Annotated in this window: 26 protein-coding genes and 1 other RNA gene; 10 read left to right on the top strand and 17 right to left on the bottom strand. The window is 44.5% G+C overall.

The features are described 5' to 3' along the window. From PODO_RS10120 to PODO_RS10105, 4 genes are all read right to left on the bottom strand, one after another. Complete coding sequence (locus PODO_RS10120) at positions 1-1,521, bottom strand: RsmB/NOP family class I SAM-dependent RNA methyltransferase (RefSeq protein WP_036689330.1); 1,521 nt, start codon at positions 1,519-1,521, stop codon at positions 1-3. Between the two features lie 101 nt (positions 1,522-1,622). Next, a complete protein-coding gene (locus PODO_RS10115) occupies positions 1,623-2,075 on the bottom strand; it encodes a DUF309 domain-containing protein (RefSeq protein WP_036689328.1) in 453 nt (150 codons plus the stop codon). Continuing rightward, the gene (yjbM, locus tag PODO_RS10110) at positions 2,065-2,877 is read right to left on the bottom strand and encodes a GTP diphosphokinase (RefSeq protein WP_036689325.1); all 813 of its coding nucleotides are present in this window, start codon (positions 2,875-2,877) and stop codon (positions 2,065-2,067) included. The genes PODO_RS10115 and yjbM overlap by 11 nt, the downstream gene beginning before the upstream one ends. Positions 2,878-2,911: 34 nt before the next feature. Continuing rightward, complete coding sequence (locus PODO_RS10105; protein ID WP_038569835.1) at positions 2,912-4,006, bottom strand: quinone-dependent dihydroorotate dehydrogenase; 1,095 nt, start codon at positions 4,004-4,006, stop codon at positions 2,912-2,914. A gap of 209 nt (positions 4,007-4,215) precedes the next feature. Between PODO_RS10105 and PODO_RS31470 the strand changes: the two genes are divergently transcribed. Then, positions 4,216-4,353: a hypothetical protein gene (locus PODO_RS31470; RefSeq protein WP_167348489.1), complete on the top strand. Its 138-nt coding sequence runs from the start codon at positions 4,216-4,218 to the stop codon at positions 4,351-4,353. Here the strand turns inward: PODO_RS31470 and PODO_RS10100 are convergent. From PODO_RS10100 to PODO_RS10090, 3 genes are all read right to left on the bottom strand, one after another. After that, positions 4,350-5,783, bottom strand: coding sequence for a L,D-transpeptidase (locus tag PODO_RS10100; RefSeq protein WP_038569833.1), 1,434 nt, complete (start codon positions 5,781-5,783; stop codon positions 4,350-4,352). The two genes, PODO_RS31470 and PODO_RS10100, sit on opposite strands and share 4 nt — an antisense overlap. A gap of 134 nt (positions 5,784-5,917) precedes the next feature. Next, positions 5,918-6,160 carry a ferredoxin gene (locus tag PODO_RS10095; RefSeq protein WP_036689316.1) on the bottom strand — a complete coding sequence of 81 codons (243 nt, stop codon included), beginning with the start codon at positions 6,158-6,160 and terminating at the stop codon, positions 5,918-5,920. A gap of 160 nt (positions 6,161-6,320) precedes the next feature. Next, positions 6,321-7,652, bottom strand: coding sequence for a DNA polymerase IV (locus tag PODO_RS10090; protein WP_370511701.1), 1,332 nt, complete (start codon positions 7,650-7,652; stop codon positions 6,321-6,323). Between the two features lie 117 nt (positions 7,653-7,769). Here PODO_RS10090 and cimA point away from each other — a divergent pair, with 117 nt between their 5' ends. Next, positions 7,770-9,389, top strand: a complete 1,620-nt coding sequence (gene cimA, locus PODO_RS10085; protein ID WP_036689313.1) for a citramalate synthase — start codon at positions 7,770-7,772, stop codon at positions 9,387-9,389. 600 nt (positions 9,390-9,989) lie between these two features. Here the strand turns inward: cimA and PODO_RS10080 are convergent. Continuing rightward, positions 9,990-10,559, bottom strand: a complete 570-nt coding sequence (locus tag PODO_RS10080; protein ID WP_244886459.1) for a TlpA family protein disulfide reductase — start codon at positions 10,557-10,559, stop codon at positions 9,990-9,992. Between the two features lie 154 nt (positions 10,560-10,713). Between PODO_RS10080 and PODO_RS29980 the strand changes: the two genes are divergently transcribed. Then, on the top strand, positions 10,714-11,190 hold the full coding sequence (locus tag PODO_RS29980; RefSeq protein WP_051491608.1) for a M67 family metallopeptidase: 477 nt from the start codon (positions 10,714-10,716) through the stop codon (positions 11,188-11,190). Here the strand turns inward: PODO_RS29980 and PODO_RS10070 are convergent. The 3 genes from PODO_RS10070 to PODO_RS10060 are packed head-to-tail and all read right to left on the bottom strand — an operon-like array spanning position 11,172 to position 14,425. Beyond that, on the bottom strand, positions 11,172-11,921 hold the full coding sequence (locus PODO_RS10070) for an exonuclease domain-containing protein (protein WP_038569828.1): 750 nt from the start codon (positions 11,919-11,921) through the stop codon (positions 11,172-11,174). The two genes, PODO_RS29980 and PODO_RS10070, sit on opposite strands and share 19 nt — an antisense overlap. Further along, on the bottom strand, positions 11,918-12,991 hold the full coding sequence (locus tag PODO_RS10065; protein WP_038574340.1) for a DUF294 nucleotidyltransferase-like domain-containing protein: 1,074 nt from the start codon (positions 12,989-12,991) through the stop codon (positions 11,918-11,920). The genes PODO_RS10070 and PODO_RS10065 overlap by 4 nt, the downstream gene beginning before the upstream one ends. A 39-nt stretch (positions 12,992-13,030) precedes the next feature. After that, positions 13,031-14,425 carry an ammonium transporter gene (locus tag PODO_RS10060; protein WP_036689307.1) on the bottom strand — a complete coding sequence of 465 codons (1,395 nt, stop codon included), beginning with the start codon at positions 14,423-14,425 and terminating at the stop codon, positions 13,031-13,033. A 548-nt stretch (positions 14,426-14,973) separates the two neighbouring features. Between PODO_RS10060 and PODO_RS10055 the strand changes: the two genes are divergently transcribed. Further along, on the top strand, positions 14,974-15,405 hold the full coding sequence (locus PODO_RS10055; protein ID WP_036689305.1) for a MerR family transcriptional regulator: 432 nt from the start codon (positions 14,974-14,976) through the stop codon (positions 15,403-15,405). A gap of 35 nt (positions 15,406-15,440) precedes the next feature. Further along, positions 15,441-16,112, top strand: coding sequence for a zinc metallopeptidase (locus PODO_RS10050; protein ID WP_036689302.1), 672 nt, complete (start codon positions 15,441-15,443; stop codon positions 16,110-16,112). Positions 16,113-16,148: 36 nt separating this feature from the next. Here the strand turns inward: PODO_RS10050 and gltC are convergent, their stop codons facing one another. Together gltC and PODO_RS10040 are read right to left on the bottom strand one after the other, a co-directional pair. After that, the gene (gene gltC / locus PODO_RS10045; RefSeq protein ID WP_036689300.1) at positions 16,149-17,063 is read right to left on the bottom strand and encodes a glutamate biosynthesis transcriptional regulator GltC; all 915 of its coding nucleotides are present in this window, start codon (positions 17,061-17,063) and stop codon (positions 16,149-16,151) included. 4 nt (positions 17,064-17,067) lie between these two features. Then, a complete protein-coding gene (locus PODO_RS10040; RefSeq protein WP_038574339.1) occupies positions 17,068-17,703 on the bottom strand; it encodes a rhomboid family intramembrane serine protease in 636 nt (211 codons plus the stop codon). 117 nt (positions 17,704-17,820) lie between these two features. Here PODO_RS10040 and tpx point away from each other — a divergent pair, with 117 nt between their 5' ends. Next, positions 17,821-18,339, top strand: a complete 519-nt coding sequence (tpx, locus tag PODO_RS10035; RefSeq protein ID WP_038569826.1) for a thiol peroxidase — start codon at positions 17,821-17,823, stop codon at positions 18,337-18,339. Between the two features lie 189 nt (positions 18,340-18,528). On the opposite strand, the gene PODO_RS10030 is transcribed toward tpx, so the two are convergent. From PODO_RS10030 to PODO_RS10025, 3 genes are all read right to left on the bottom strand, one after another. Beyond that, positions 18,529-18,918 (bottom strand): DUF1499 domain-containing protein, encoded by a 390-nt coding sequence (locus PODO_RS10030; RefSeq protein WP_036689295.1) that lies wholly within the window; start codon positions 18,916-18,918, stop codon positions 18,529-18,531. A gap of 159 nt (positions 18,919-19,077) precedes the next feature. Further along, positions 19,078-19,269: non-coding RNA, 6S RNA (gene ssrS, locus PODO_RS30515), on the bottom strand. A gap of 103 nt (positions 19,270-19,372) precedes the next feature. Continuing rightward, positions 19,373-20,209: a YesL family protein gene (locus tag PODO_RS10025; protein ID WP_036689293.1), complete on the bottom strand. Its 837-nt coding sequence runs from the start codon at positions 20,207-20,209 to the stop codon at positions 19,373-19,375. Positions 20,210-20,395: 186 nt separating this feature from the next. Between PODO_RS10025 and PODO_RS10020 the strand changes: the two genes are divergently transcribed. Continuing rightward, on the top strand, positions 20,396-20,494 hold the full coding sequence (locus PODO_RS10020; RefSeq protein WP_036689290.1) for a hypothetical protein: 99 nt from the start codon (positions 20,396-20,398) through the stop codon (positions 20,492-20,494). Between the two features lie 127 nt (positions 20,495-20,621). Here the strand turns inward: PODO_RS10020 and cshA are convergent, their stop codons facing one another. Next, positions 20,622-22,274 carry a degradosome RNA helicase CshA gene (gene cshA / locus PODO_RS10015; protein ID WP_038569823.1) on the bottom strand — a complete coding sequence of 551 codons (1,653 nt, stop codon included), beginning with the start codon at positions 22,272-22,274 and terminating at the stop codon, positions 20,622-20,624. Between the two features lie 335 nt (positions 22,275-22,609). Here cshA and PODO_RS10010 point away from each other — a divergent pair, with 335 nt between their 5' ends. The 3 genes from PODO_RS10010 to PODO_RS10000 all read left to right on the top strand — a co-directional run bounded on the left by PODO_RS10010 (position 22,610) and on the right by PODO_RS10000 (position 25,255). Further along, the gene (locus PODO_RS10010; RefSeq protein WP_036689285.1) at positions 22,610-23,443 is read left to right on the top strand and encodes a YitT family protein; all 834 of its coding nucleotides are present in this window, start codon (positions 22,610-22,612) and stop codon (positions 23,441-23,443) included. Positions 23,444-23,623: 180 nt separating this feature from the next. Further along, positions 23,624-23,812: a hypothetical protein gene (locus PODO_RS10005; RefSeq protein ID WP_036689649.1), complete on the top strand. Its 189-nt coding sequence runs from the start codon at positions 23,624-23,626 to the stop codon at positions 23,810-23,812. A 231-nt stretch (positions 23,813-24,043) separates the two neighbouring features. Beyond that, positions 24,044-25,255, top strand: coding sequence for a putative glycoside hydrolase (locus tag PODO_RS10000; RefSeq protein ID WP_038569821.1), 1,212 nt, complete (start codon positions 24,044-24,046; stop codon positions 25,253-25,255). Positions 25,256-25,267 lie beyond the last annotated feature (12 nt).

The following is a 25,267-nucleotide window of genomic DNA, read 5'->3' as shown; positions in this document are numbered from 1 at the left end:
TTACATCCACCTCCAGCCTGCGGGATATTCATTCTTGAGCACACCGTCCTGCCACTTCCCCCAGCCTGCACTATAACCATCTATGCAGACCAGCACGTATCCTTTTTGGGTAGTTCCTATTTTAATAGAGAGACGTTCTTGACTAATCAACAATGTCTCTCCTTTAAGATAGGAAATAGCTTCATTACTCGTACTGGAAAGTGAGACACTTCGGCAGCTCTCTTCAGGGTGTAACGCGGTAGCCATTGGATGTCCTGGGATAAATCTGCCGTTACGGACATGTCCTACATACCATCCTGGACGAATCGCCTTTAATCCATTTAATCTTTCCTTAGGTAGTGGGGAGATGTACAGATGATCACCGAAGAAAATCGGATACCCTTTTGGCTCCCAGCCAAGCTGATCTTTTATAAAATCTCCATATGCAGCCAATGCTTGCTCTTCTCCTGAACCTTGACGGCCACGTTCAGCGCCAGCAGCAGATTTATTAGAGAACTTACCTTCTTTCCCTCGTCTGGCTTCTGGTTTGTTTGAGGATTTAACATGAGCAGTGCCTTTTTTATTCGTATTCCGTGTAACTGCGCTCAACTTAACTTCGGCTTGATCACGTTCCTCCGCAGATACCTTTGGCCCTACATGCTGCAGCACAGCCATGAAATGTCCTTCACCTTTTACTTTATGCGGCCATAGTCTTGCCGTCCCTGATAATTCTCCAAAACCTGGAGCAAACGAGCCGGTGCCTCCAACTGTAATCACCGAAAACTGTGGATGTTCAGAAATAAACTCCGCTATAATTTCCTCATTTTCTTCTGTAGCAAATGTACAGGTGGAATAGACAAGTGTACCTCCCGGTGCCAACGCTGTTGCAGCAGAACGTAAAATATCCCGCTGCATGGCAGCATATTTGGCAGGTGTACCTGAATCCCACTGCTTCACCATGTCTTCGTCTTTACGGAACATCCCTTCACCTGAGCATGGAGCATCAATCAAGATTTTGTCAAAATAAAGCGGGAATGCCGCTGCAATATGATCTGGACTTTCGTTTAATACGATACCGTTGCGCACCCCATACAGCTCTAGATTTTTGGCTAAGGCTTTCGTGCGTTCTGGATGAAGATCATTGGTAACCAACAAGCCTTCTCCTGAGAGCTTGGCAGAAATCTGTGTGGATTTGCCCCCAGGTGCAGCGCATAAATCAAGGACACGATCTCCTGGCTGTACATCAAGCAGTTCCACAGGTGCCATAGCGCTTGGCTCTTGAATGTAATACAATCCCGCGTGATAATGTGGATGTTTACCTGGTCTGGCCCCATCCTCTGTATAGAATCCGGTTGGACACCACGGAATGGGTTCCAGCTCTAAAGTGGAAAGAGCTTGCAATTTCTCCACTGAAATTTTCAATGTATTAACACGAACGCCTCCGTTAGGGGTCTCCTTGTACGAATCCGCAAATTGATTATAATCCGTTCCCAGCAAGTCCATCATACGCTCGCTGAAAGAACTGGGCAGTTGTGCCGCCATGATGCCGTCCTCCTGATAGTACTGCTAAAATTTAGGTGTTTAAAGATTCAAGGAACACCCTTACGGGTGTCCCTTTGGCAATACTCATTTATAGAGGATCATTATTTACGATGAGAAGAGGTCGGTCTCTGAGGACCTCGTCGTTGAGGATTATTCGGTGTGATCGCCATAGCCGCAGAGTTCACTTCGTCCGCAAGACCTTGATCAATGATTTCTATAGTCAGATCATAATAAGAAAATGGCTGCTGCTCACACGACTCCAAGCGGCGAACATAATCCTTCACTTCCACCACTAGCTTAGCCAAATTAATGCCAAGTGTCACTGCTGAATATTCTTCCAGCTTGGCAGCAGCCCCACTTAGCATAATCGTTGCACCACGCATATTATTATTGCGGCAATGGTACAACCCAACAGCTACTTGGAGAAGTGCTTTGTACAATGGGTCGCGTTGCTTGGCAAGCCATAGCTCTTCGAGCACCTCGTGACATTCGAAATAATCCCGGTCACGATTAAAGTACACTAGATAAGCCAAGTACAACGGATCATAAGCCATCCGGCAAACTATCCTTTTTAGCTGCGGAGAGAAGTCCCCGTACATGATCCAGAAGCTCCTTCATCGCTTCCATGTCCTGAGCCTGCCATATTTCGTTAAATCGAGCCTGAGTATCTATAGCCTCATTCACCAAATGATAGAAATACAATTGATGAATAGATTTGAGAATTTGAGTCGTCATATTCGAGTTTTCCTCGAAGGTCTTTTGCGCTTCCAGAATTTCATCACGAATACTGGACATTTCGCTGTCCAAGATGGAGGCTGCTTCAGCTGCGGTTTTCAGGCGCACTCGCATTTCATCCGGCAAGCTTTCCCGATATTTATAATTCAGAGAGTGCTCTATGGTTGCCCAGAAATTCATAGCTAGTGTACGAATTTGGATCTCTGCGAGCACTATTTTTTGTCCCAGAGCTGTCTGCACAGGATATTTAATAATCATATGAAAGCTGCGATAGCCGCTCTCTTTATAATTGGTGATATAATCCTTCTCATACAGGACTTCAAGATCCTTACGAGCCCGGATATATTCAGCCACTCTGCGGATATCCTCCACGAACTGGCACATAATCCGGATCCCGGCTATATCTTCAATGCCCGTCTCCAGATCTTCCATCTTCACATTCAGGCGCTTAGCCTTCTCCAAAATGCTTGACAGCCGCTTTACACGACCAGTTACGAATTCAATCGGCGTGTATTCCTCTCTTTTCTTCAACTCCGAACGCATTGTTTTGAATTTAACTTTCAATTCTTCCACTGTCTGTTCATATGGAAGCAAAAAAGTTCCCCAGTCCCTGCCGTCCATCGCCTTCGTCCTCCTGTCCTTTCGACTCCTTCAATCAGTGATGATCAGCACCCACTGCTTCAGAGATATGACTGAATCCGTCCCGCCGTAAGAGCTGCCGTAATCCGGCATGCAGCCTGCGGTTAACCTCCGGTCCTTCGTAGATAAGTGCTGTATAAATTTCGACCAGACTTGCGCCTGCTCTTATCTTGTAATACGCATCCTGACTGGTGAATATGCCCCCTGAACCTATGATCGGCATCTTCCCTTCAGTCTGGCGATAAATCCTACGAATAATTTCCGTTGACCGGTCACGAAGTGGCTTACCGCTTAATCCACCTGTCTCATTAGCCTTTTCATGACTAAGTCCATCCCGGTTCAATGTAGTATTCGTAGCAATAATACCATCCATACCAGCTTCTGTCAGTGATTGAACCATATACTCCAATTCAGAATCACTTACATCTGGAGCAATCTTAACCAACAAGCTCTTATTCATGCCGGTGGCTTTACGCTGAATCTCCATTTCTTCCTTTACTTGTGCTAGTAGGAACGCTAATTCGCTGCCATGCTGGAGACTGCGCAGCCCCGGTGTATTTGGTGAGCTGATATTGACCACAAAAAAATCACCGTACGGATAAAGCGTACGGATACACTGACGATAATCTTCATGAGCCGCTTCATTACTAGTTATTTTATTCCGTCCAATATTTACTGCTATTGGAACTCTGCGATTTTTTAATTTTTTTAGACGCTCTGCCATAGCGTCAGCCCCTTCGTTATTGAAGCCCATACGATTGATCAGAGCTTCATCAGAGGGAAGACGGAACAAACGCGGGCTATCATTTCCCGGTTGACCCTTAGGGGTAACCGTCCCCACTTCCATAAATCCGAATCCGATCGAAGAGAATCCAGAAACGGCCTCGGCATTCTTATCCAAGCCTGCTGCCAGTCCAACTGGAGTCGGAAAATGTATGCCAAACAGATCAACTGCTAAATCTGCCGTTTCAGGAACGCCATACATTAAACGCAATGCCGCGCTTCCCCCTGGAACTGATGATGATTTATCCAATCCACCTATGACGAGATGGTGAGCCTTCTCAGGGTCCAGCTTAAAGAAAATTGGTTTACCAAAATTACGATACAACACCGTTCTCGCTCCTTAAGGGGTACTTCACTAATCCACGTGTCTACCCGATTCTGTAGGTTTCTTCTTAATTTTAGCCTTTTCTTGAACAAAAGAAAAGCATTTTACCCTGTAAGTGTGCAGAGAGCTTAACCCAAAGTATAGTAATTTTCTTGTAAACGCATTACAATATAGGGGTAATCAGCGATTAAGAGAGAAAGAAGGTATGCTGGATGTCAACTAAACGTAAACCACCAACTTTGCAGCAAAAGAAAGAAGAAGTTAATCGTAAAGCGCTAATGTGGATCGGCGTAAGTTTAACTTTACTAATTCTTCTCATCATCGTTCTGTTTATAGTTGCCGGGAACTAATTCAGCCAGTGATATACTTTGTGGGGGTTGGTCTGATCATACGGAGCAGCAGGGTTGAAGCGTTTCGCCGGCAGCAGCTGCTTTTCAGGCAGAACCCCTTTACTGATCACCACTTTTGTTCCTTTTGGAATCATAGCGAATAGTTCTTCCACATCTTCTCGACTCATCCGAATACAGCCAAGGGATTCATCCTTGCCGACACTTTCTGGCTCATTGGTGCCATGAATAGCGTAATTACTATCTGAAAGTTGTAGTCCGCGGCTTCCGAACTCCCCATTATCATGACCGTTTGGATTGACCACTTTATCTGTAATGATGAAGTTGCCTTCTGGAGTCTTGTCTCCCCCAAGACCTACCTCATAATTCCGCAGAATAACAGAGCCGCTGACTACTGCCAAGCGGTGTTTTTGTTTATCCACAATCACTCTAAGCGGCTGGTCAAAAAAGGGAACGCCCTTTCCATTACTTCCACTCTCGCTTAACGCCGTCGGTATGCCCATTCCCGCCTCAACAATTGAGCTTGGAGGCTCCTCCGCAACTTCTGGTATCCCAAGTGCCTTAGCAGTTGCTACTTCCTTTAGAGAATTAAAATCACGCTTCATGACTGGTGTCGTCCCGCCAATCCAATTCTCCGGAAAAGGTCTAGTCAATTCCGCCAAGGAAACCGGAAGCTTGCCTTTATGATTCTGATAAGCCCTCATTGCACTCCATAATGTAGCTAGCTCCTCTTGATCACCCTGCCACTTAGCTGCATCCACCGCAAGTTCCCCTTGCTCTGGCGGTTCGCATGCACATGCCGCTGAATCATAGGATTGGTATACCAACCGTCCATTCCCATTCTTCTGCAATGTGGAATTCAGCGGAAGCTTCTCTTTCCACAGCAGCCACTTCCCTTCCCGCTCCATGCCCAAAATAGCAGCTTGAAACGGTTCCTTGCGCATTAGCATAGTTGCCATCAGCTTCCCTGACGAAGCCGAAGCTCCACTCTCTTGCGCTGTATACATCATTTTTCGTGCCTCTAGAACGGGTTCCTTCTCAATATCTTTTTGATCAAGCGGATCTTTAACTTCAGAAGTAACCGTGTCTTGGACCGTATCCTGATCTCCCGCAATATCTAGACCCGGAGCCACAGCCGATGGCACCATAACCAGTAATAGAAGCATCAGCCCAAGCATAATGTAGCGGAATCTTTGCTGCCTTCGATCCCGCTGGCGGCTTGCCTGAAGCAGCCCTTCCTCATATTCCCGCAGCGTTTCCGCAGGCACCTTACTATGCTCGAAAGCTTCATATACTTCTCCAGCCTGATTGAAGCAATAGTTAGCTTTCCCCTGTTGACCGTTCTTATAGTATTCCTTACCCAGCAAGTACCATGCCATCTTATTGTCTGGATGCATCTGTACATATGCTTTGAGGTGCTGAGAATTTTTCATCGGAACCTCCGAAATTTTATAATTCCTTCCTACATTAATATCGGTCAGACATCGCAAAAAAGACATCCCTAGCTGAACAAAAGTTCGCAGGAGATGTCTTTATGTTGTGCTGGAAGTTACAAAATCCCGGTTAATTAGCCCTCTTTGTTAAAAGGCTCATCCGCAATTTTAATAGAATCGGTTGGGCATCCATCACAAGAATCCTGGAGATCATCAAACAAATCATCCGGAATCGCTGTGATGCCGTGGTTTCCGTCATTTTCATAAATAACTTCTGCCAAACCTTCATCATCGTAATCAAAAATATCAGGAGCCGTTGCGCCACATGCACCGCAAGCGATACAAGTGTCTTTTTCGACCCAAGTGTACTTAGCCATTTTATCTCTGCCTCCCGTTGAGCAATACAGCGCTGTTGTACCAGCGTCTTATTTTTCTCATATTAATATAAAAAGAATACAATTTCAATCGATTTTCAATACGTTTGCATTTCTGACGCATTCTACGACACCTATTTTGACATGTCATAGAATGTTCTTGTCACTCTTTATCAGACTCGACAGATAGAAGATTATCCTTTTGCAGTGAAGTGCCCCGTTCTTTATGATTGCGGAGCCTTGCAGAGTGAGAATCGCTTAACATCCCGGCAGTTAACACTGCATTTTCACCGAATTTATTACGCAGCATATCCATAGTCTTGTTAAGAGACTCTTTCTTAGGCTGACGTTCGTAATCGAACAAATCAAGCTGAATGGCGGAATCCTCTTTAGCAATCAAGCCCTGCAGGGTCACACCCAGCAACCGCACAGGCTTCTCCCCATTCCAATGACGAACATATAGATCGCAGACGGACTTGTAGATATCCTCCCCACTCTCCGAAGGAGCCTCTAGCTGACGCGAGCGGGTTATAGTCTTCATATCGGGCGTCCGAATAGTCAGCTGTACCCCTGAGGCAACAAGACCTTGCTTACGCAATCGCCGAGCTACCTGATCACTTAAATTCAGCAAAATCGGTCGTACCTCAGCAAGACCTACGACATCCCGCGGCAATGTTGTGGTGTGCCCAATCGACTTACTCTGCTCCCGCTCAGGGTTAACGATCCCATGATCAATACCGTTGCCGGCACGCTTTAGCCATGAGCCCATAACTCCGAAATTCTCAACCAGCATATTTTCATCAGCCGCTGCTAATTGACCAATACTGTAAATGCCCAGTTTGCGGAGCTTTTCTGCTGTTTTTCCACCAATGCCGAACATTTCATTACAGGGCTTGTCCCATAAAATCTTAGGCACATCCCGCAGCCGCAGCACCGAAATGCCGTTTGGCTTTTTTAAATCGGAAGCCATCTTCGCAAGCAGCTTATTGGGAGCGATCCCCACTGAGCATGGCAAGCCCAATTCTTCCATTATACGGCGCTGAATCATCTCCGCTATTTCCATGGGTGTACCGAATTGTCTGGAGCCAGTTATATCAAGGTAACATTCATCGATGGACACTGCTTCCAGTAACGGAGTATAGCTATATGCAATCTGCATAAAAGCATTAGAATATTTGCGGTATAAATGGAAGTCCGGTTTAATAACGATAAGCGATGGACAAATACGAAGCGCCTTCTGAACTTGCATTCCCGTCGAAATCCCCATTCTGCGGGCGACGTAGGAACAAGTCACTATGATCCCTTTCCGCAATTCAACACTACCCGCAACCGCAGTAGCTTTGCCTCTATATTGGTCAGGGTCCTCTGCCTCATGCACAGAGCAGTAAAAAGCATTCATATCGACATGCAGGATAACCCTGCCGCTCGTTGGATAATACTGATCAACATTCTGCACAATATCTACCTTCTTATCCTCAGGTTTTATATTGTCCAATTTAGAATAACTCTCCGCTGCGGTTAGGTCAACTTAAGAGGTTGTAAAGTTCTTTGTTACATTCCCGCGTAAAAATGCTATAATATATAAATTCATTTCCCTATAAGGAGGACTCTCATGTCTAAGTCCATCTCCATCTTCGATACTACATTACGCGACGGCACCCAAGGTGAAGGCATCAGTCTGTCGGCTGACGACAAACTGAAGATTGCCAAGAAACTCGATGATCTGGGTGTGCACTATATTGAAGGTGGCATCCCGGGAAGCAACAATAAAGACATTGAATTTTTCAAAAGAGTCAAGGAGCTTCATCTGAACGCCAAAATTACAGCGTTCGGCAGCACTCGGCGTAAGAATTCCTTGGCCGAAAACGATGACAATTTAAAACGTATGATTGACGCAGGGGTTCCTGCTGCTACACTCGTCGGAAAATCTTGGGATTTCCATGTACACACTGCATTACAGACTACGCTTGAGGAGAACCTCGCCATGATCGGCGACTCCATATCCTACTTGAAACGCCAAGGCCTTGAAGTGATTTTTGATGCCGAGCATTTCTTCGACGGATACAAGAATAATCCTGAATATGCAGCAGCTGTTCTGTCCAAAGCCCGGGAAGCCGGAGCAGATTGGCTTGTAATGTGCGATACCAACGGTGGAACCTTACCTTATGAAATTCATGAGATTGTTACCGCTCTAAATCAACAATTACCCGGAGCCAATCTCGGAATTCACACTCATAATGACTGTGAGCTGGCGGTTGCCAATGCACTTAGCGCCATCGGAGCTGGAGCACGGCAAGTACAAGGTACCATTAATGGTTACGGTGAACGGTGTGGCAACGCCAACCTATGTTCTATTATTCCTACACTACAGATCAAAATGGGTTATCACTGTATTCCAGGCGATTCATTATCACAGCTTACCAACACTGCCCGCTATATTAGTGAAGTGGCCAATGTTAATCTGCCGGTAAATCAGCCTTATGTCGGAAATGCAGCTTTCGCCCACAAAGGTGGAATCCATGTCTCCGCCATCATGCGTGATTCACGGACCTATGAGCATATCGCTCCTGAGCTTGTCGGGAACAAGCAGCGTGTGCTGGTCTCCGAACTGGCTGGACAGAGCAATGTACTCTCCAAAGCGCAGGATATGGGTTTAAATCTGGATCCAAGCAGCGAGCAGGCTCGCCGGGTGATCGAGAAGATTAAAACGATGGAACATCAAGGTTATCAATTTGAAGGTGCCGATGCCTCACTGGAGCTACTCCTTCGGGAAGCTACCGGCGAGATGAATGAAACCTTTACCTTTGAATCCTTCAAGATGTTAGTTGAGAAAACCGCAGAACATCCAGTAGTATCTGAAGCGTTCGTTAAACTGAAAGTTGGCAGTGAGAATCTTTATACTGCTGCTGAAGGTAACGGTCCAGTCAACGCACTCGATAACGCGCTTCGTAAAGCATTACAGACCTATTTCCCACAATTAAAGGAAATGCATCTATCCGACTATAAAGTCCGTGTAATAGATGAACAGGATCAGACTGCAGCGAAGGTAAGGGTATTGATTGAATCCAAGAACTTCACAGACACCTGGAGTACGGTTGGTGTCTCCAGTAACGTAATTGAAGCCAGCTGGGAGGCACTTGTTGACAGTATGCGCTACGCGCTTCTCAATGAGCTCTCTTTGGAGAATGAGAAGACAACCAGCAATGAACCTAGAGGCCTGGTCAATCATTAATTGATCACTTATAGACTTTTGTAAGACAAAAAAAGAAGCTTCCCAAAAGTAGAATTCTACTTATAGGGCAGCTTCTTTTTTATTAAATAGGCTATATAACGGACTATTACTTTAGCCCATAAACTATGGGTGGTGGGCAGTGGGCGGCGCGGGATGTACGGATGCGCGGGGTGCGCGGAGTGCGGGTGCGGGTGCGGGTGCGGGTGCGGTAGAGTAATTAGGGAAAAACTCCCTGAAAGTAGCCGATATTCGCTATAAATGAACAGAAATAGGGAATTCCTCCCTAAAAATTAGGGTGATTTCATTATTTTTTTCCAAAACAGCTAAATTAGAGGGATATTTTCCCTAATTATTCGTTGAATGACCCGATATCTCAAATTTATGGGGAGAAATTCCCTAATTGTTCTAACGCGGCTTTCTTCGGGGTTCCAGCCATTTCTGCTCCACGGTATAGTGAAATTAATGCTTGTGGTCCACTAAAGCAAATCGCGTATGACCAAAAACGCAGATCAGCGATCCTCCAATAAGAAGAATCGCTGATCTTTAGACTTTTGCTGTTTGGAGAAAAAGCAGATCTGTCTCTTATATGGACAGCCCGCTTCATGATTCGGTAAGCTTGATTATTTTCTTTTCCAACTCTTCAGGGCTAAGAATACCTAAAATAATCTCGGAGATCACTCCATTCTTATCTATGAGCACATTGGTGGGAAAAACAGCTCCATTATATTTGCTGTACACCTCATCTTTTACATCAAACATAACCGGAAACACAAGACCGTATTTCTTGATAAAACGTTCAGCATTGGGTTTATAATCCTGACTGCTCACATTAATACCGTAAATATCTAGAACATCCTTATACTTAGTGGCCATGGTATTAAGTTCAGGAGCTTCCTGCTGGCAGGGATCACACCATGAAGCCCAGAAATTAAGGATTACCGCTTTATCTCTGGGGCCATCAACAACATAGGTAGTCCCATCTGTTCCCTGAAGTGAAAACGAAGGTGCACGCAGTCCAGCCTTAGGTCCACTCTTCATCGGCAGCTCATTTTGCTGCGCAAGCACAGCTTCTGCTTTTGGCTCACGATTATGCCACACCGCAAACGCAGCAACACATACAACTATGAGCAATACTGTTATATTTAATTTGTTACTTGCTTTCATAGTCATCTGTTCCTTTACAATTGGAATAGTTTTCTACTATTGTACCCTCATTAGGTTAAATTTCAAACCATTCATATTTTACACAATAATATATACTTTTATAATAAAAAAGAGGGTTTCGTCTACGACGAAACCCTAAAGAAGAGAGAGGGGTGAACAAATGGCAGCATTCCAGGGAAATGTCCAGCCAATAAGACTGAAATATTCCGTACAGCAAGCACTGGGGAAGCACCTGCTGTCCTGTTATCCGCATGAAGCATGCGGAGTCCTGCTGGGTGCTGCCGCAGCGGGTGGCATGCTCATTGATACTTACGTACCCTTGCGCAACGTAGCGCCAGACCCGCTGCACACCTTCACTCCCCACCCCGAAGAGTGGATTAATGTTCTTTACAACGAACCGACAATCATCGGTCTATTTCATTCCCACCCACATTCAGCACCTATCCCTTCAGTTGCCGATTATAAAGGATTAACAGCACTAGGACCTGAGTTTGCCCTCTATCTTATAGGTTCTCCCAACACCAAAGACAGCGGCAATCCAATTCTGAACGGATTTTATATTGAGCGTTTGCCTGATGACCACGGTAATTTGTCCCGCGGTTTATCCCAAGCCCCGCTTCACGTTCTACTTAAATAAGCATAGAGATCTCCCAAGGTATCCACTTGGCCGCGCTCCGAAATTTCCCGAAGGTAGATCACCCACAGCTGCGCTGTCATCTTTGCGTCTTCCAAGGCATGATGACGGCCATGAATCGGAATTTCGTGCACATATAGCAGCTCATCCAGCGAATAATTACTTCGTTGTGGCTCAAGCCAACGCGCTAACATCATCGTGTCCAGCACACGGTGTGTAAGCTGAACTTTAGAGGTTTTCCATAAAGCAGCATTAAGAAAAGCCTTATCATGTGAGCTTGCATGTGCCACCAGCACATTCTGACCTACAAAGGACATAAAATTATGAAGACCATCCATTAAGGAGGGAGCGGATTGTGTCATTTCTTCCGTAATCCCAGTCAGCCTTGTAATATCCTCCGGAATAGCCGTCTGACAGTTCACCAGTGTATAAAAGCATTCTTCTTCTTTAATCTGCTCTCCAACAACCTTGACGGCTCCAAAAGACATAATCTCATCCCCATGCTGATGGGAAAAGCCTGTCGTCTCTAAATCAAAGATCACTGTCTCTAGTTCAGACAATGGGGTATGCAGGACCTCAGGACGCCGCTTCTCTCGCATCAAAGATCGAATAAAGGCCATTTGCTGCGCAGTCTGTTGCGCAGTTTCCCCACCTCTCATCGAAGCGATAGCCGAGGGCATTCCACCTTGTCTTAGATTACTCCAGAATCCTCCGCTTTTGTTCGGCTCCCTCATGACCGCCACCTTTCCGCTGAGCGGAGCTGACGCTGCAGCGCCCGATGAAGGCGTCTGACAAGCAGCAGGCTTTCACGCAGCTCAGACAGCAGCTGCTTATTCTTCAATTCACTCTCAGCTACATAATCACTGCTGATTAACAATCCGTCCTGAACACTATATGGCGTGTTCACTCGCAACCGCATTGCTAACAAGAAAGCTCTGCGAATATCCTCTAAATGTTGATATTTCCCAAGCCTATCAAGCGCTTCAATCCGCTCTAATGTCGAGCCAGCTCTAATGCCATGTAGTAAGGACAACCGTCTAACAATGTTCACTAACGGAATATAGACCCCATACTTAACATCAAATCCGCCTGCATAATCACCAAACCGTTCTGTTAACACCTGTCCCAGTAAATTCAAAGTCGCTTTATGGCGTACTGTATTGCGAAGAACAGCATTAGACAGCTGCTCATTGTCCGCAAAGCCTTCATAGAAAGCTTCTTGCCACTTCGCTGATAACTCCACGCTTCCTGCCACATGACGCATATCAGAAGAGATAATAAGATACCGGATCGGCTCCCATTCCAACTGATTTCTCCAGCTATCAAGCTGCTCTATCCATTCAGATAATGTCTTACGCCACATAACTTGGGAGCACATCACCTTCCCCGCACATCTCTCATACCCTACTTCTTCAAGCATATCGGATAACAAAGTTCCGAAAAATTCGAAATAGCGATTTTTTTCCCCATCAGGCTCTCCTTCGACTATCAGGCCATTATCCTGATCGCTCCAAAGCGTTGCCTCCTGTCTCCCACTGCTGCCAAACACAATAAAGGAATAAGCACAGGGAGGCGGGCCATAGCCCGCCTCTTTCATCTGCGCCTCACATATGAGTACTGCGGTTTGGGCAATAAGATCATGCATAGTATTCACACGGAACATCCATTCCTCTATAGGAATAACATTCAACTGTTCGAGAAGTACTTTTTGACAGGCAACACGCCTCTCCCTAAGCTCCTCTGACGAACCGGCCAATACGATGGTCCTAAAGCTTTCTTCATTATACTCATCTGTTAACTCCATCGATGCCACACGGTCCGCCTCCCTGTCCGAGGTGAAATATTATTGTTTAAGGGTTTTGGATTCCGAATCTGCGATCAATTTCATTTGTTCAGGGTATCCGTAAGTACCATGCTCACTGATATCCAGACCCATCAATTCTTCTTCTTCTGTAACACGAAGTCCGATAGTTACCTTCATTACATATAAGATGATGAAAGAAAGAACGGCTACGAAAACAAATGTTCCTACCACACCCAGCACTTGAACCCCTAGTTGATGGAAACCGCCACCGTAGAACAACCCAGCTTCACCTACCAAGCCGCCTTTAGTAATAAGCTCAGGTACAGCGAACAGACCCGTTGAAACTGCACCCCACATCCCCGCAATACCATGCACCGAGAAAGCATAGATTGGATCATCAAGCCCTGCACGTTCCAGCCATTGGGAAGTCATGAATGTAAAAGCACCGGCTACAAAACCAATAATGATTGCTGCCCATGGATCAACGAAAGCACACGCTCCTGTGATTGCAACCAATGCAGCCAGAACACCATTCAGCATTGCTGGAATATCAGACTTACCAAAGTACAACCAAGAAGCAATCAATGCCGCCAAACCACCTGCTGCTGCTGCGATGTTCGTTGTTAGGGCTACGTGACCGAAGAAACCGCCCATTGGGGACAAAGCACTACCTGGATTGAATCCGAACCAACCAAACCAGAGGATAATAACACCGAGTACAGTAAATACTTGGTTATGACCTGGAATAATCACTGGTTTTCCTTCTTTATTAAACTTACCAAGCCGAGGCTTAAGCAATATGGTTGCTACCACTGCTGCCGTTGCACCTGTAAGATGGACAACTGTGGAACCTGCATAATCTTGCATTCCCAGCTCAGCCAACCAGCCACCGCCCCATACCCAGTGAGCTACAACTGGATAAATTACGACGGAGAACAAAATTCCGAAAATGATATACACACTTAGCTTCGCACGTTCTGCCATACCACCAGATACGATAGCCAAGGAAACTGCTGCAAAGGCCATTTGGAATAAGAATTTAACATTTAAAGTAACATCAGAAAATGCAAGTGATTCAAAAGAAGCTGCGGTTGAATCTCCTCCGTACAAGAAGCCTGTAGTACCGAAGAAGCCATTGCCGTTACCGAAACCAAGTCCAAAGCCGATAGCCCAGAAGCAAAGACTTGCGATAGCCAGGGTAAGTACTGTCTTACCTGCTACGTGCCCTGCATTCTTCATCCGAACCGAACCCGCTTCGAGCATTGCAAACCCTGCTTGCATAAAGAATACTAAAATGAATGCCAGGAAGGTAAACGCTGTGTCCAATCCGACTTGTAAGTCAACGTTCGTCGGACCATCCGCTGCAAAAGCACTTACCGGATAAATCATCAGTGTAATCATGGCCAGTAACATCATCAACCATTTCTTTTTCATTTTTACCCCACTCCCCAATGTTATATTTTCTAACAAAGCGTGAAACTCTTAATGTCATTATAATCAGAAGTCAGGTAAATTGACAAGACTATTTTGGGAATGTTTTTATTTTATTTTATTTGAGCACACGAAATTTTCACAGTACTAATGGACTAGAGGTCCAAAAGGCCTGATTCTAGCTGCATTTTCATTAAAATAACTACGTGTACAATCTCATTTATATTACCTAATTATTGAACGCATCTTTTACCAAAATCACAAAATACATAACATTTAATGTTATGTATTGGGGTAACTTATAGTTTTCATCCCCAATCATTCTTCAAATTTGATATCCCTTTGAGTTTGAGTGTATTGTATAGAAACTACAGATCACCGTTCATGAATTAACCCTTCTTTGCTGCATATACTTTATGAAAGTATGACGTTTGACTGTATGGTTTCCAGTTTGTTATCATTACAGATAGCATAAGAAACCATCAATTTAGAAGATGACCGCCACTTATCGGCAGTCGTATTCAATTAGTGAGGCGAGATTAAATGGGGATATGATTTTGTATCGAATTGGAGAATTAGCTAAGGCTGCTCACATTAGTGAACGAACTATTGATTATTACACGAAACTGGGATTAATCTCCCCGGAATCTAGAAGCACCAAAAATTATCGGCTATACAGCCATGAAACCTTGGCTGCTTTAGAACGTATTACTCAATTAAAGCATGACAAGTATTCATTGGAAGAAATCAAATCTATGCTAGGCAAATGGAATGAGGCAACACCAGAAACCGACGTCTCTGATAAATTAGTCGAGTTAGAGCAGCAAATGCAGCGGCTAGAACGGGAAGTAAAAGCCCTTGAACCTCTTATAAGTGGTTTGAAGCCAGGACAGGCCAGTCGCGTACTTTCAAATCTGCTCCCTCAGGGATTAGCCTGCATGGAAGCGATCCGGCTATTGCTTACGCAAGGACCGCCAATGTAAATACCATATTTACAATACAGTGGAGGAATGCACCTATGTTTATGTACCTGTTAGTAATTATTGCCTTTCTTTTCTCATTGTGGGCACAGTTTAGAGTTAAAGGAACCTTCAGCAAATGGTCGAAGGTAGCTAATTCGAACGGCCTGACTGGATATGAAGCAGCTAGACGTATGCTCGACGCCAATGGCTTACACGATGTTCCGATTGAACCTGTAAGAGGCACACTTTCAGACCATTATGACCCCATCCACAGGGTTGTACGCTTATCAGAGCCTGTGTATTATGAAAGCTCCATCTCTGCAATCTCTGTCGCTTGTCACGAAGTAGGCCACGCGATTCAGCATAAAGTAAGTTACCCTATGTTGACACTTCGTCACCGGATGTTCCCGGTAGTTAATTTCGCATCAGGTGTCGCGCCTTTCATGCTGATGGCAGGTTTCATCTTCGGTTACTTTAATCTTATAGGCTTGGGTATCATTTTCTTCTCAGCTGCTGTTGCATTCCAGCTCGTAACCCTGCCTGTAGAATTCAACGCCAGTAACCGGGCTCGTCAGGTCATGGTAGAACAAGGTTTCATCCGTAACGAAGAAGAACGCGGAGTAGCAAAGGTTCTCAACGCCGCTGCATTAACTTATGTTGCCGCTGCTCTAGTATCCTTGCTTGAACTGCTTCGCTTAATCACCGTCTTTTTAGGCAACCGCGACTAATATCGCATACCTCTAAACAACAAAAACCCCGGAAGGCTAAGAGCCGACCGGGGTATTATTTTGTCTAGCTTTAAAGTAGGAGATTAAAAAAGTCCGAAAGGAACGTGCCACCAGCGGCAATTTACTATCTGTACGGTAGATCAAGCCAACCGTTCTCGTCACCGCAGGCTCCACAACCCTCACCTGAGCTGGTTGAAGAGGATTCGTCTGATAGAACGCCATCTCCGGAAGCAGGCTTACACCCATCCCTGCGGCCACCAAACCACGAATGGTATCGGTCTCTCCGCCTTCAAATGCAATCTGCGGTTGAAATCCCGCCTGCAAGCAAGCTTGCCAAACGATAGGTCTTAACGAATAGCCTTGGCTGAATAGAACAAACTTCTCTTTTTGCAGCTGTTCCAACCGGATCTCAGACTCTCCTGCCAACCTGTGATTCTGAGGAAGAATCGCAAACAACTCTTCAGTCATTACAATATCCCCCGAGACATGCTCATCATTCTCCGGAAAAGGCGAAATGAAAGTTAAGTCCACTTCTCCAGACAATACGTCTTTTATCAAAGAAGGGTAAGATCCTTGTTTAAAACGAAATTTGACATGAGGATAATATTTACGAAAATCTGCAACGATAGTCGGGATGAGATGTGTACCAAGACTATGCGGGAATCCGATCCGAATCTCTCCACGCTCAGGATCCAGAAATTCATGCACCTCATTTACCGAATGCTCCAGCTCCTTAAGGATACTCTCAACCTTCTTGCAAAAGAGCTGTCCAACAGGCGTAAGCTGCAGATTGCGCCCTTTTTGCATGAATAGATCAACCCCAAGCTCTTGCTCCAGCTGATGAATCTGACGGCTTACCGCAGACTGCGCTACATGAAGCTCTTCTGCCGCTCTTGTTACGTGTTCTTTTTGAGCTACCTTTAAAAAATATTGCAGCTGTCTTAGCTCCACTCCATCATCGCCCCTGTCTTAGGCTTTTTTTGAATATACGAATAATTAGCCCATATACGAAAAAGCCAGAAACCAAACCTCCGAGATGCGCAACCCAATTCACATTTGGTGTAGCAAACGACATAATGATCCCGATTATTAACAATCCATATAAAGTTTTACGCGAGCCCTCATCCATCATGGCCCGTTGAATAACTGCAATGTATAAAAATGCACCATAAATGGCGTAGATTGCTCCAGAAGCACCAACCGAGACCGTACCAAACTCTACTACTGAGCGAGCACTAATCGCAATTGTAAGCACATTTGCCAGAAATCCGCCCGCCAGATAGAGCAGCGCATAACGCCACCAGCCCAGCAATCGCTCCAGAGGCGGTGCAAACACCAGGAGAGCGAAGCAATTAAAGAACAGATGGGAAAACCCATTATGTAAAAAAATAGCGGCCAGATAGCGCCACAGTTCCTCTTTGTACGGACTCACATCAACTATAGCACCAAAATCAACAAGCGTTTGAATATTTGTTGATCCTCCGTTAACTGCCATCAGGATAAACATGATCACATTGGCCAATATGAGCAGACAGGTTACCGGATAATACCGGACATAACTTTTCCAATTTTCGTACCGAATAAATATCATAACACCCATCCCTTTACATATATATCTTGTCCGGTTGGACATCTTCCTGCTATTAAGATTATAATTTATTGTGGCAGTAAGAATCCAATATTATAATTCGAGGAGGAAAACAAGGATATGACGCAAGAAAAAACAGGCGTAGCTACTTTTAAAGGCAACCCCATCACTCTCGTAGGACCTAAGCTAACAACTGGTGATCCTGCACCCGATTTTGTTCTGAGCAAGAATCTCCTGGAAGACGTGTCTCTAAGTGATTATGCCGGTAAAATCAAGCTGATCAGTGTTGTCCCTTCTCTTGATACCGGGGTATGTGACGCACAGACCCGCCGGTTCAACAGTGAAGCCGCAGAGCTTGGTGACGATGTGGTAATTCTCACTGTAAGCACGGACCTGCCGTTTGCCCAAGCTCGTTGGTGCGGTGCTGCTGGCATCGATCGAGTTATTACTCTATCCGATCACAAAGCAACCTCATTCGGACAAGCCTATGGTGTGCTGATTAAAGAATTCCGCTTAGATATGCGCTCCATTTTTGTTCTGGATAAGAACGACAAGATCGTATATGTTGAATATTTGAGTGAAATGACCGAGCACCCTAACTATGAAGATGCTATTGCTGCTGTGAAGAAGCTGCTCTAATTCTCCAATCAGTAGCGGTTATTACAACAATACTTAATAATCTCTGTTAAAAAAGCGGCAGAAGGTCCATCCTTCTCCCGCTTTTTTTGTAATAGAAAGATTTATCGATAACACACTGAGCAGCTCACCGTTTACGTAAACGCATTCATACTATCCCTAAGCAAGAAGGGTTTGACGGGCCTCTAAAAATCAGTCTGCTTTGTATTTTCCTAATTTTTTGTCCAAAGATGCATACAAGCGTTGAATCACACGGTAATTCGCCCCGAGATCACCAAGTGAACCTCTAGATGCAGAATACATATCTACACCACAACGAACAGGCGTCGTATTAAGCACCGATACCGTAATGTCCAGCGTACGGCCAAATGCCGTTCTCTTCTCAAGAGTAATCTCACCTACAGACTCCACTTCGTGAAGCACCTTAAATCCAGGAACTTTCTTTAAAGTCGATGAAACTTCTTCCCATGCTTTGTCTTTAGTTAGATTGTAATAACGCGTTTTTAATGTCGGATCTTTGGCGCGGTCGCTTGTTCCATCATGACTGCGGAATAAGCCAACCAAGGTTCTTTTTAACGACAAAATTCTTCCCCCTCTACAAATCCCAAGTTCATTATTCTAAGTGTAACACTCTTGTCTCAGGAACAAAAGGGTATAACTCACTTTCCCTTTATTCCAGACATACAAAAAAGCGCCCGCTCCCATTATTCAGGGGAAACAGGGCGCCTTGGCTTAAACAAGAGAAAACCCGCTTATGCCGTCCGGCTACAGTGTCTTCTGAACCTGCTAGAGCAGGTGGGTGATCGCAGAAAACGTTTTTGAATTCCCCAAGTCATATAGACAGGGCGGTTCAGCTGCGCTTCGTGTAGATCTCCCAAGACATTATCATTGGTTCAAAACAACGAGTAACCGTAACGTACATCGCAGGATTTGTTATTATTATATTGCGTTTTAACGAAAAAGTAAACCTGTATGCGCTTTATTTTTACACAGGAATTAATTACCTGGAAATATCCAACGCTAATCCAGTTTTTTGTTAAATGCGTTTGGTGTCCTTTTCATCAATTTCATCCTCGTAGTCATCATCATCGTCGTCATCGTCGTCATATTCATTCCGATTGTTCAATGCTGCTGCTTCTGCTTCTTCCTGCTCTTTCAGTTTCTTCTTTTCTACTTGCAGCTGTAGCTTATTATAAGTAGCGTAGAAGTTAAAGAAGGCTGCCATTGCAATCAACGTTGGAATACAAATGAAATAAAGAGCCGGATATCTAAGACCGATATAAACAAGAACTGCGGCTGCAATCAATGTAGAGAACACACGAATTGGGCGTGCTATAGTCAGCAATATAGAATTGGTCATCACTTGCTTGAAGCCCATTTGGTAATGAACCACAATGGAAAAGAAGTTAAACATGGATACCGACAAAAGTATCATCAGCACCAACATCAAAATACCAACAATTCTAAAGTTAGGCATTTGTGTCATGTAAACTGTTACATCAACGTACATAACAACGAACATCAATGTATAGATAACTCCTCCGAGCATACTTTTTACATAATTTTCTTTATACCCCTGAAAAAATGTACGAAAAGTTCCTACATCCGTATTCCCCATTACCCATTTACGCACTACGGTAAATAAAGCGGCTGAAGCTGGAAACACCGTAAAGGGCGCTAAAATCCCCATTGCCCAGTTCAATGTAATTTGCTCGTTCGCTCCACCTGCGCCTGTCCCTAACATAATCATCTTTAAAACACCAAAAAACAAAAACGGGGCGGAACATAGTGCCCATAAGATATTACTGCCTGCGATACGTGAAATCCATTCTGTCACGCGGTATAAGCCGCCCATTGCTCCTTTAAACTCCAATTCCCTTCCTCCTCTGTCTCTTACATACTACATATCTTAACTATACCTCATTTGACCTCCTCATTTCCATAGCCCAACTTTCTGAATTATAGACTATCGTCTATACGTAAAGCCTTTATAGTCCATATATTAGGATTGTAACCATAAGAAATACCAAAATCCCCACATTCTAAAGGAGGTTATCTCATGTCTACACCTGTTGGCTTCGGCGGTTGGACTTCTACAGGCACGATCCTCGTATTGTTTATCTTGCTCGTTATCATCACTCGTACATTCGGATACTAATATCACACAAAACAAATTCGCGCCCTACTAAGGACATAACAATTCACCAAACATCCTTATATTTCAGCAAAAAGAAGACGAGAACCGCAATGCGGCATCTCGTCTTCTTTGGTATCTTGACGAAGTATTAATTATCGAAATCTTCACGTTTTGCAGGACGAGTGCTCGTGCTGCTTGGACGAGTGTATGGTTTACGCTCTGCGCTGCGGTTTGCACTACCGTCACGAGCTGGTGCGCCATCACGGTTGCCTTTATAGCCACCGCCATAGCCGCCACTGCCGCTACCGTAGTTGCTGCCACCGCTGCTATAGCCACCACGACTACCGCCACCGTTATTATCACGGTTACCACGGTATCCGCCACCGCTACCGCTGCCACCGGAAGTACCACGGTTTCCGCCATAACCACCATTAGGTTTACGACCACTGCGGATATCGTTTTTGCCACCACGACGTTTAGCACGAATTGGATCTTCAGGAGTCAATTCAATTGCGGAATCCTTCTTGTCGCCAGTGAGAAGCTTCATAGCTGCGGACAACAATTGTACGGAATCATATTGCTCAAGCAATTGAATAGAAATTCCTTTGTACTCGTTCAACTCTCCGCTTTCTACCACTTCAAGCAAACGCTCAGCAGTAACGCGTTGTTTACCTTCAATAGCTTCAGCCATTGTTGGCAAAGGTTTACGAGTAATCCGGTGACGAGTAACACGTTCGATCAAATGCAGGTGATCAATTTCGCGTGGAGTAACGAATGACCAAGCCGTACCTTCTTTACCTGCGCGTCCTGTACGACCAATACGGTGTACATAGCTTTCAGGATCTTGTGGCAAGTCAAAGTTAATTACGTGAGTTACGCCGGATACGTCCAGACCACGTGCCGCTACGTCAGTAGCTACCAGCACGTCAATGCTGCCATCACGGAATTTACGCATTACAGCATCACGTTGGTTCTGTGACAAGTCACCATGCAATCCATCAGCAGAATATCCGCGTTTTTGCAAAGCTTCAGCAAGCTCATCAACCCGGCGCTTAGTACGTCCGAATACGATAGCTAATTCAGGTGATTCCATATCAATCAAACGACTAAGAGCTTCAAACTTTTGACGCTCAGGCACTTCCACATAAGCTTGATCAATCAGTGGGGCACTGATTTGTTTCGGAATAACGGAGACATGTTGCGGGTTGTTAAGAAATTGTTGAGCTAGGCGTTGAATGTTTGGTGGCATTGTAGCAGAGAACAACATGGTTTGACGTTCTACAGGAACGAGCTTCAGGATAGTCTGAATATCTTCCATAAAGCCCATATCCAGCATTTCATCTGCTTCATCCAATACAACGGTTTGAACATCATCCAAACGGATCGTTTTACGGTTGATGTGATCGAGCAAACGACCAGGTGTACCAATAATGATTTGTGGTTTCTTTTTCAATCCACGGATTTGACGTCCAATATCCTGTCCGCCATAAATCGCCAACGAGCGAAGACCTTTGAAACGGCTTAGTTTGCCAATTTCTTCTGACACTTGGATGGCCAACTCACGTGTTGGTGCCATAATAAGGGCCAAGATTTTTTCGTCTTCACGGTTAATCTTCGAAATGAGGGGGATACCAAAAGCAGCAGTCTTACCTGTACCAGTCTGAGCTTGACCGATCAGATCCGACCCAGTCAATGCTAATGGGATCGACTGTTCCTGTATCGGTGTTGCCTCCTCAAATCCTAACTCTGTGATTGCTTGTAGCACTTTTGGCTCCAAGCCAAATTCTGCGAATGTTTTCAAATTATTCATGCTCCTTCTATACAGTGGACATTCCACATGCTTGTCTGTATTCTTAAGTAGCGGTAAACACATTTATAGGCTGTCCAATCATGCTCTATTTTCTGCATGATATAGCGCTTTTGGGACGAAAAGCCTCCCTAATCATCAGGTACCTTGTTGTACCTGAGCAACTGTAGCTTTACATCCGATGCAATGCAAAAATACCATTGTAACGTTCTACTCAAGAATATCCTATACATTATATCACAAACACATGTGAGAATACCAGTGGGTTCCTTTCTTTTCATTGCTTTCATGTTTTATTTTTTTAAATATATATATAAGGGTGGATTTACTTGTTAAGACAGATTTTGAATTGTTTGGTTGTTTTTTTAGGGGCAGCACTGATCGCCAGTGGATTTAATCTATTTTTAATTCCACACCGTTTACTAAGTGGTGGTGTATCTGGGCTTTCCATGTTAGTGGGTTATTTCACTCCATTAAACATAAGCCTCCTATACTTGCTCTTTAATATTCCTCTGCTGGCTGCAGGCTGGTTCCAGTTAGGCCGGAGATTTATTATTATGAGCATGTTGTCCGTTGTGTTTACAACCTGGTTCTTAACAGTGATTCCCGAGCATCTGGTGGCTACAGATATGCTGCTGTCCTCTGTGTTTGGCGGAGTTCTCGTTGGGATTGGCTGTGGTATCTCCTTCCGTGCAGGAGGTTCTTCCGGAGGTTTTGACATCTTGGGTTCAATTATCACTAAATACCGAGATTTCCCGGTCGGCAATGTAGTAGTAAGTTTAAATGGACTTGTTATCCTGGCGGCCGCTTATCTTGACCAGAACTGGAATTTAGCACTTTCATCAATGGTATCTATATATGTAACAGGTAAAGTGTTGGATATGATTCATATCAGCCACTTAAAGGTGACTGTATATATTGTAACAAACCGTACAGATGAATTACTGCAACATCTAATAGGCCTTCAACGAGGTGTCACAAAGATTAAAACAGAAGGTGCTTATTCTCACGTTGAAAAGGACATGCTAATGACGGTAACAACCCGCTACGAACTTGCAGAGCTGCAACGTATCATCCGCACGACAGATCCTCAAGCTTTTGTAAATATTGTTGAAACAGTTGGTGTTATGGGTTCCTTCCGGAAAGACAAAATGAGGAAATAAAAATTCCTAGTATTGGAAAATGCACCAATCTCAGAATTATGATATATTATACACACGCAGAACCCTAACAATTTCATAAAGATTGAGATTTACCCCTCTTTTTTCCAAAGCACTTCGTTTTCCGATGAACACTGAATCTATTCAGAACTATCGAAAAAGGAAAGGGTGATTTTTGTGGAAATGGAAACGGTAAAACTGTCAGCAATCGTCATGAGGTGGTATCCTGATATGATGCCGTTTCTCAAACAGGACGAATTAAATTCAGTAATCGTTCTGCGAGACGGGCTAAGTATTCTGGAACCTGCAGATGCCATGGATATTATCCATTACAGCATCTGTGAACATCAGAATTCTGCGTATCTTCAATGAGCAAGCCGCAAGAGAAGTCTTGATAGTTGCCGCCTTGGGTTCGGCCCTGTTGCCGATTTAAGGCGGCATTTACTTTTTTCATACCGTTTCGAATCCATACATCTCGTTTATAAACAACAAAGGCGGTTTTTTATTCCCAATCTGAGCTAATATTGTTACAACACTGTTCTTTTTGGGAGCAACCGTTCCTATATAATTTAGGGGAAAGTACATAAAGGGAGAGAAAAACGAATGAACATCACCTGGGCTCTACTGATGATGGCCTTGGGAAGCGTAGGCGTACAACAGAACCAACATGACGCTGAAGTGGCGATCGCTTTGAAGTCCGCCATAAATCCCCCCATCATTGCACAACAAAACAACAATTCGAATGTAGCAACTCCAGCTCCAAGCGCTTCACCTGAAGCAACAAACTCAGAAAGTATGTTACACACCGATCCACAACCAGACGCACCCAAAGTAAAAGGCATTTATGTTACCGCCTACAGTGCTGGTGGGGAACGAATGGAAAAGCTGCTTACATTGCTTGACCAAACCGAACTTAACTCAATGGTAATAGACATTAAGGACGATGCGGGTTATATCACGTATAAGACCGATAATACCGACCTCCAGAAGCTCGGTAACCCTCAGCCTTTTATTGGAGATATCAATAAGTTAATGGAACGTTTGAAGAAACATGATGTCTATCCTATCGCCCGGATTGTTGTTTTTAAAGACTCCATTCTTGCCAAAAAGAACCCGCAGATGTCTTTTGTTAATACTGACGGCACTGTATGGAAGAATAAGGGCGGCGACAGCTTTGTTAATCCTTATAATGAAGATGTGTGGAAATACAATGTGGATATCGCCAAGGAAGCTGTTAAGCTCGGCTTCAAAGAAATTCAGTTCGACTATGTTCGTTTTCCGGAAGGATTCGAAAAACGTGCTGATACCCTTAAATACACTAAAACCACTGACTCACGCGTAGAAATCGTATCTAATTTTGTTAAATATGCCAAAGCAGAGCTAGCTCCACTTGGTGTCCGTGTGTCCGTAGATATTTTTGGATATGCCGCATCTGCCCCTGCTGAGGGTATCGGCCAGGACTTTGTTAAAATATCCAAGAATGTGGATGTTATCAGTCCAATGGTTTATCCAAGCCACTATTCAACGGGATGGTTTGGCGTGAAAGAGCCCGACTTAGATCCTTACGCTACAATCAAAGGTTCCATGGTTGATACACATAAGAAGCTTGATCCACTGGGCAGCTATAAACCCGTTATTCGACCTTGGATTCAAGACTTTACAGCAAGCTGGCTCGGAAGTGGTCATTATGTGAAATATGGTAAAAAACAGGTGGAAGATCAAATCCGCGCTTTAAAAGATGAGAACGTGGATGAGTTCCTTCTCTGGAACGCCAACAATCGCTATACTGCCGATGTTGATTACGAAAAACAATGAATACAGCCCTTA

Source organism: Paenibacillus odorifer (genome assembly GCF_000758725.1).
GTDB lineage: Bacteria > Bacillota > Bacilli > Paenibacillales > Paenibacillaceae > Paenibacillus_AQ > Paenibacillus_AQ odorifer.
The sequence above is the reverse complement of the archived record's forward strand: the minus strand, read 5'-3'. Positions and strand labels throughout refer to the sequence as shown.

Coding starts and splice junctions, on each gene's coding strand:
- PODO_RS10120 (WP_036689330.1), bottom strand. CDS start 1,521: ATGGCGGCACAACTGCCCAGTTCTTTCAGCGAGCGTATGATGGACTTG.
- PODO_RS10115 (WP_036689328.1), bottom strand. CDS start 2,075: ATGGCTTATGATCCGTTGTACTTGGCTTATCTAGTGTACTTTAATCGT.
- yjbM (WP_036689325.1), bottom strand. CDS start 2,877: ATGGACGGCAGGGACTGGGGAACTTTTTTGCTTCCATATGAACAGACA.
- PODO_RS31470 (WP_167348489.1), top strand. CDS start 4,216: ATGTCAACTAAACGTAAACCACCAACTTTGCAGCAAAAGAAAGAAGAA.
- PODO_RS10100 (WP_038569833.1), bottom strand. CDS start 5,783: ATGAAAAATTCTCAGCACCTCAAAGCATATGTACAGATGCATCCAGAC.
- PODO_RS10095 (WP_036689316.1), bottom strand. CDS start 6,160: ATGGCTAAGTACACTTGGGTCGAAAAAGACACTTGTATCGCTTGCGGT.
- cimA (WP_036689313.1), top strand. CDS start 7,770: ATGTCTAAGTCCATCTCCATCTTCGATACTACATTACGCGACGGCACC.
- PODO_RS10080 (WP_244886459.1), bottom strand. CDS start 10,559: ATGACTATGAAAGCAAGTAACAAATTAAATATAACAGTATTGCTCATA.
- PODO_RS29980 (WP_051491608.1), top strand. CDS start 10,714: ATGGCAGCATTCCAGGGAAATGTCCAGCCAATAAGACTGAAATATTCC.
- PODO_RS10070 (WP_038569828.1), bottom strand. CDS start 11,921: ATGAGGGAGCCGAACAAAAGCGGAGGATTCTGGAGTAATCTAAGACAA.
- PODO_RS10065 (WP_038574340.1), bottom strand. CDS start 12,991: ATGGAGTTAACAGATGAGTATAATGAAGAAAGCTTTAGGACCATCGTA.
- PODO_RS10060 (WP_036689307.1), bottom strand. CDS start 14,425: ATGAAAAAGAAATGGTTGATGATGTTACTGGCCATGATTACACTGATG.
- PODO_RS10055 (WP_036689305.1), top strand. CDS start 14,974: ATGATTTTGTATCGAATTGGAGAATTAGCTAAGGCTGCTCACATTAGT.
- PODO_RS10050 (WP_036689302.1), top strand. CDS start 15,441: ATGTTTATGTACCTGTTAGTAATTATTGCCTTTCTTTTCTCATTGTGG.
- PODO_RS10040 (WP_038574339.1), bottom strand. CDS start 17,703: ATGATATTTATTCGGTACGAAAATTGGAAAAGTTATGTCCGGTATTAT.
- tpx (WP_038569826.1), top strand. CDS start 17,821: ATGACGCAAGAAAAAACAGGCGTAGCTACTTTTAAAGGCAACCCCATC.
- PODO_RS10020 (WP_036689290.1), top strand. CDS start 20,396: ATGTCTACACCTGTTGGCTTCGGCGGTTGGACTTCTACAGGCACGATC.
- PODO_RS10005 (WP_036689649.1), top strand. CDS start 23,624: ATGGAAACGGTAAAACTGTCAGCAATCGTCATGAGGTGGTATCCTGAT.
- PODO_RS10000 (WP_038569821.1), top strand. CDS start 24,044: ATGAACATCACCTGGGCTCTACTGATGATGGCCTTGGGAAGCGTAGGC.